The organism is Sphingobium jiangsuense (genome assembly GCF_014196495.1).
GTDB classification, from domain to species: Bacteria; Pseudomonadota; Alphaproteobacteria; order Sphingomonadales; family Sphingomonadaceae; genus Sphingobium; species Sphingobium jiangsuense.
The window spans coordinates 1-6139 of the sequence record NZ_JACIDT010000046.1 but is presented as its reverse complement, the minus strand read 5'-3'; the positions used below and the strand labels follow the sequence as shown (position 1 = coordinate 6139).

Genomic DNA, 6139 nt, shown 5'->3' with positions numbered 1-6139 from the left:
CCATGGTTGCCCTATCGAGGCGAAGATTGCCTACCGAACGTCACTGAACGGCAGCGGCAGTGATCAAGCCGACAGTCGGCAGAGCATACGGTCAACGGGGCTGAGCGGCAGGTGCTGGATCAGCACGAGCTTGTCGGCGTGACTAAGGGGGAGCCAGCCTATGCAGGCGTGCGCGTCCCCTACGATGGCGACGTATGCGGGTGCGCCGTGATCCCCAGCATACCAACCCGGATGAATCACTGAGAGGCCGAAGTCGGGGGTGACGGCTTCGAAGATGCCATGCCCCTCGACGTGCTCGATCACGCACTCCACGCCATCAATGGCAAAGCTCATGCCATGCTCGTCGCCCGTCAGCATAAGGTCGATAAGGCCGGGGCAGTCAGTGAGCATGATCGCAGAGAACATGCCCATATTTATGGTGGTGTAATGGTTGGTTAGGCGTCGACTAGTCGCTCACTGATGATCAGATTCAGCGAGGTCAGTCTCGTTTGTTTGTTTTACCACATTGCTTCGCCAAACAGGCGTCCAGCCTTTCTTCATCGCTGCCTGCATCTCGGTCCATTTTTCGGGATCGATTGCCACGCTTGTGGCTTCTATTCCCGGCGGCGCTTCGATCCGACCCAACCGAATCGCCTCCCAGTCCGCCTTATTATCTGGCAGCGCATTATTGGGATCGAAGGTCTCGAGCATCCGTTTGACTTCAGTTCGGCTGACTTCTTTTCCACGCTCAGACTTCCATCCACGTTCAGTGAGATACCTCACCAGCTTGGCAATGGGCGGTTGGCCCCGATGATCCTCCTTCCGTAGATGGACGATGAAAGAGGCAGCGTCGAGGAACCATCCCATTTGTCGCTGACGGCCGTTCTTGCCCGCGCTTGCTCTGCTCGCGACCTGACCATCATAGCGCTCTTGCTCAGTCAGTTCGTGCTTCGGTTTCCGACCCATGCTCCACCAAATGTTCGCACCCAAGCGCTGCCCACTGACCTGCCCTAAAACGGCGTTCGTCAACGAGGTGCGCACCCCTTGGCAAGTAACTCACGTCAAGGGATTTTTCCAATGAAGATCACGAATATCGACCCAATCGTTAACATGGTCCTGAACCCGCTCACCCATGAAGAAGCCGCTGTCGCTGGCTTCCGCGTAATGCTCAAAGAAGCGGCTCGACATGGCGGCATCGAAAGCATGCTCAGCCGATCGCAAGCCCTGCTCAGCAGGATCAAGCAGTTGGACAACGAGGTCGTGGCACTCAGAACGCAAGTAGAAGCCGCCAGACGGGCGCTGGCTGACTCCGAAAAGGCGCGAAAGGCTATCATCGCCGAGCATACGGTCAGGGCCGAGCGGGAGTTGAAACAGCGGATTACCAACGCCGTCCAAGCGATGATCAACGGCACGAGTCCATTCCTCAATGGTGAGATACCCGCGATCGAACCGACGATGAAGCCGAAGCCCGTGCGGCGGATCGCAGCGAGCGCTGCCAATAAGCGCACACCCAAACTGCGGCGCGGCCAACACACAGACAGTATCGTGCTCAGCCTCCTGACGAACCGATTGAAGTGCGTCAGCACGCTCTTTCGCGAGGCGCAGGGTCTCGGATTCACTGGCACGGAAAACACTATCCGTTTCGCTGCGATCCGCCTCACTCAGAATGGCAACGCCATTGATGGTCATGATGAGCAAAATCGCATCGCCTATCGTCGGGCGTGAGGCGACCAGCGCCTAAATATTACCAGCGTCCCGGAGTTAGCGAAATGGCTCCGGGGCGTCTCGCCCGAAAATCAAATAATGCGCGGTGGGTTCGCGTTGTGATAAATAAGGATGAACATTTCGCAGGGCGGTCGGCAACGGCCAATAGAGTGGCCCGCTCACAAACTGCCCCGGATTTGGCCCGCTCCCTCACCGAAAGCGATAAGGCCGCCTGACGGGAGTTGAAGAACGATCGGATCACAGCCCGATCGCTGGTTGATGCGAACAACGGTCGTCGCGGGGTGCGAAGTCAAACACAGCCCCAGCACAAGACGGGGAGCCATGTCGTTAGCTGACAACTCCCCGGATTGAGCAGGCGCGGAGTCAATGGCGTGCGCCGCTCAATCGCTTATCCTCACCGATATAACCGTCGAAGGTGGTCTCCGAAGTCAGTTTAACTCTGCCGGAGAGCGCACCTTGATAGGCGCTGGCGCATGCAGGGTCCGGGCGACCACCTGCTGGGTATAAAAACCCAAAGCCACGACGCACAGTTTCTGACACCCGCAGTTGATGAACTTCCTATCCCCCGCATCTGGGCAGCTTCGCTCTCAATGAGCGTGGGCATCTATCGATGTCCTTTATGTAAGTCTGTTCAGGTGCGGGGGGGATAGAGATGTATCCTCTCCCCGAGTTGATGATTGAGATTGCTGTCGCCCCTTCTTCGTTGAATCCGCTGCGATCGCTGATCAGCGCATGAGGAACGAATGCGCTGATCGGTGTGATGCAGCAGCAGAGCGCGTAAGCGCTCGGCTCTCAATCGACATCGCGGTCATTGTGCCGGGATAACGAGCCGTCAGTCGCCGAGCCGGATCATCGGCAGAGCCAATAAGCGCACGGCCATGCTGATGGCAAAGGTCGCATCACGGCGCAGGCGCTCCTCGCCGGATATGCGTTCATCAATGACCCGGCGCGAGAGGTTGGACGGGTCATTGATCAGGCGGTGGTGCGACAACGGATTGCGCATCTCCATCAGGCGTTCGAGGTCGTCTGCATCACGCTGACTGATCATGTCGCGCGCGCGGCACCGTTTGAGCGTCTTCCTAAAGTCGATCTTTGGCGGAATGGGCTCAGCGTCGATCCCCAACGTAAGCATGGCCGCGAGCATCTGCTCGGCCAGTGCCTGTGCCAGCAGGACCGTCGCGAGGAAGTTGCCATGCACGAAGCTGCTGCGCGCCTCGACCCATGCGGTATAGGCCACCTCCCCACCGGGTAACATTGAGCGCCTCGACCCGATCGCGCTCATCAAGTCCTCAAGCTGCCGGAACCGGCTGACCTTGCCATGCAGATCGTCGTGCATGTCGGCGAGCAGCAGCCGCGTGAAGTCGAGATCATCAAGGTCAGAAAGGAGGTCTGATCGCTCAGCCATATCGGTTCATTCGCTCTGAGGTTGGCAGAAACCGGTATCGCATATCTACTGTCCTCCGCTTAGCGAAAATGCTACCCTGCTCTGGACGCCGGGGGTATTTTGTGAATCATCAAGCGCTTGCATCGTTTATCTGGTCTGTGGCCGACCTGCTGAGGGGGGATTACAAGCAGTCGGAATATGGCCGCGTGATCCTGCCGTTCACGGTGCTGCGCCGTCTGGATTGCGTGCTTGAACCCACCAAGGCGGCGGTGCTCAATGAGCTTCAGGCGAAGACGACGCTGGGCCTGAACCCCGAGCCGTTCCTCCTGCGTGCCGCCAAGCAGGGCTTCTACAACACCGATCCACTCGACCTCAGCAAACTGATGGGTGATCAGGACAACATCCGCGCGAACCTCGTCCGTTACGTCGAGGGCTTCTCTCCTGCGGTGCGCGATATCTTCGAGCAGTTCGAGTTCCACGCCCAGATCGACCGGCTCGCCAAGACGGGGTTGCTCTATCAGGTCACTGAGCGCTTCACCCGCATCGACCTCCACCCAGACAAGGTGGACAACGCGGCGATGGGCCTCGCCTTTGAGGAGTTGATCCGCAAGTTCGCTGAAATCTCGAACGAGACGGCTGGTGAGCACTTCACCCCCCGTGAGGTCATCCGCCTCATGGTCAACCTGCTGTTCGTCGAGGACGACGACGCGCTGACCAAGCCGGGGATAGTGCGCACCATCTACGATCCTACTGCGGGGACGGGCGGCATGCTGTCAGTCGCTGGCGAGTATCTCACTGAGCACAACCCGCAAGGGCATTTGACCATGTTTGGTCAGGAACTGAACCCAGAGAGCTACGCCATCTGCAAGGCGGACATGCTCATCAAGGGGCAGCCGATCGAAAATATCGTGCAGGGCAATACCTTGTCCGACGACGGACACCACGGCCGCACCTTCGACTATATGCTGTCGAACCCGCCGTTTGGCGTTGAGTGGAAGAAGGTCGAGAAGCAGGTTCGCGCCGAGCACGAGCAGAAGGGATACGATGGTCGCTTCGGCCCCGGCCTGCCGCGCGTGTCGGACGGGTCGCTGCTATTCCTCATGCACCTGCTGTCGAAGATGCGCCCACTCAATGAGGGGGGCTGTCGCTTCGGGATCGTCCTCAACGGCTCGCCTCTTTTTACAGGCGGGGCAGGCAGCGGCGAGAGCGAAATCCGCCGCTATGTGCTGGAGAACGACCTCGTTGAGGCGATCGTCGCGCTGCCGACCGACATGTTCTACAACACAGGGATCAGCACCTACGTCTGGATCATCAGCAACCGGAAGCCGGAGGCTCGCCGGGGCAAGGTCCAGTTGATCGACGCCTCGTCTATGTGGCGCAAGATGCGCAAATCCTTGGGCTCGAAGCGCAAGGAAATGTCGGACGCGCAGATTGAGACCGTCACCAAGCTGTTCGGCGGGTTCACTGAGGCTCGGCTTGCCATCAGCTTCGATGCAGACGGCCGGGAGGTTGTGCGCGACGTGGTGGTCGAGGGCGAGCCGGTGCCCTCAGCGCCGGAGGGTGGCAAGGTGAAGCTAGCGCCGCTGTCACGCATCTTCCCGAACAGCGCCTTCGGCTACCGCACAATCACCATCGAGCGACCGCTGCGTGACGAGGCGGGCGGGATCGTGCTGGGCCAGCGCGGCAAGGCGAAGGGTAAAAAGCAGCCAGACAGCGCCCTCCGCGATACCGAGAACGTGCCGCTCAGTGAGGATGTTGAGACCTATTTCGCGCGGGAGGTGCTGCCCCACGCGGAGGATGCATGGATCGACCACGACAAGACTAAGGTCGGCTACGAAATCCCGTTCACCCGCCACTTCTATGTATTCGAGCCGCCGCGTCCGTTGGCTGAGATCGACGCTGAGCTTGAGGCAGTCACTGACCGAATCAAGGGCATGCTGGAGGGGCTGGCGGCGTGAGCTTCCCGGCGTATCCATCATATCAGGACAGTGGCATCGAGTGGGTTGGCGACGTGCCGAGCCATTGGTTGCGGCAACCGCTATTCGCCCTTGTCGCCGAACGGGACGAATCAAACGAGGGTATGATTGAGAATAATCTGCTTTCGCTCAGCTATGGCCGCATCGTCAGGAAGGACATAGACAACAACGACGGCCTGCTCCCCGCGTCGTTCGAGACCTATCAGATCGTTGAGCCAGACGATATCGTGTGGCGTCTCACTGATCTTCAGAACGATCAGCGCAGTCTCCGCACTGCTATCGTGCGGGAACGAGGAATCATAACCTCAGCGTATCTGGCAACTCAGCCGCGCGGCATCGCCCCTCACTACCTCAGCTATCTGTTGCGCGCCTATGACCTGACGAAGGTCTTCTACTCGATGGGGGGCGGGCTGCGACAGTCAATGAAGTTCGCAGATGTCAAGCGGCTACCAGTCATGCTGCCACCTGCCAATGAACAGGTCGCGATCGCTGCCTTCCTCGACCGCGAAACCGCCAAGATCGACGCGCTTATTGAGGAGCAGCGGTGCTTGATCTCGCTGCTGAAGGAGAAGCGGCAAGCCGTCATCTCCCATGCCGTCACCGAGGGCCTCGATCCGCATGCGCCCATGAAGGACAGCGGCATCGACTGGCTCGGCGAGGTGCCCGCGCATTGGGACGTGAAGCGGCTTCGATTCATTTGTCACATCGGGACGGGGGACGCTGACACGGCTGATGCCGTAGACGACGGCGCATATCCTTTCTTCGTTCGCTCCCCCGTGATTGAGCGCATCGGCGATTACAGCCACGACTGCGAAGCGGTGCTCACCGCAGGAGACGGCGCTGGCGTCGGTAAGGTATATCACCACTTCACGGGTAAGTTTCGCGCTCATCAGCGTGTCTACATTTTTTCCCGGTTCGAAGGTGTCCACGGGCGGTTTTTCTACGCTTACATGAGCGAGATGTTCGCGAAGGTAGTGCTGGAAGGTGTCCGGCGTCAGCGCCAATGGCACAGATTTGAGGTTGTGAATTAAGGAGGATTTGGGCTTCGTCGTAGTGACGAAGGAACGAAGATGAA

General features: G+C 59.1%; 6 protein-coding genes. 3 read left to right on the top strand and 3 right to left on the bottom strand.

Going from position 1 to position 6139, the window contains the following annotated elements; translation table 11 throughout:
• Positions 1 to 63: 63 nt before the first annotated feature.
• On the bottom strand, positions 64 to 405 hold the full coding sequence (locus GGR43_RS23095; protein ID WP_188074057.1) for a hypothetical protein: 342 nt from the start codon (positions 403 to 405) through the stop codon (positions 64 to 66).
• A gap of 48 nt (positions 406 to 453) precedes the next feature.
• Positions 454 to 1008 carry a hypothetical protein gene (locus tag GGR43_RS23090; protein ID WP_188074056.1) on the bottom strand — a complete coding sequence of 185 codons (555 nt, stop codon included), beginning with the start codon at positions 1006 to 1008 and terminating at the stop codon, positions 454 to 456.
• A gap of 48 nt (positions 1009 to 1056) precedes the next feature.
• Between GGR43_RS23090 and GGR43_RS23085 the strand changes: the two genes are divergently transcribed.
• Positions 1057 to 1704 carry a hypothetical protein gene (locus GGR43_RS23085; protein ID WP_188074055.1) on the top strand — a complete coding sequence of 216 codons (648 nt, stop codon included), beginning with the start codon at positions 1057 to 1059 and terminating at the stop codon, positions 1702 to 1704.
• 832 nt (positions 1705 to 2536) lie between these two features.
• On the opposite strand, the gene GGR43_RS23080 is transcribed toward GGR43_RS23085, so the two are convergent.
• Positions 2537 to 3109 carry a hypothetical protein gene (locus tag GGR43_RS23080; RefSeq protein ID WP_188074054.1) on the bottom strand — a complete coding sequence of 191 codons (573 nt, stop codon included), beginning with the start codon at positions 3107 to 3109 and terminating at the stop codon, positions 2537 to 2539.
• Positions 3110 to 3210: 101 nt separating this feature from the next.
• On the opposite strand from GGR43_RS23080, the gene GGR43_RS23075 reads away from it, so the two are divergent.
• Both GGR43_RS23075 and GGR43_RS23690 read left to right on the top strand, forming a co-directional pair.
• Positions 3211 to 5046, top strand: a complete 1836-nt coding sequence (locus GGR43_RS23075; protein ID WP_188074053.1) for a type I restriction-modification system subunit M — start codon at positions 3211 to 3213, stop codon at positions 5044 to 5046.
• Positions 5043 to 6095: a restriction endonuclease subunit S gene (locus tag GGR43_RS23690; protein WP_188074052.1), complete on the top strand. Its 1053-nt coding sequence runs from the start codon at positions 5043 to 5045 to the stop codon at positions 6093 to 6095. The genes GGR43_RS23075 and GGR43_RS23690 overlap by 4 nt, the downstream gene beginning before the upstream one ends.
• The last annotated feature ends 44 nt before the right edge of the window (positions 6096 to 6139 follow it).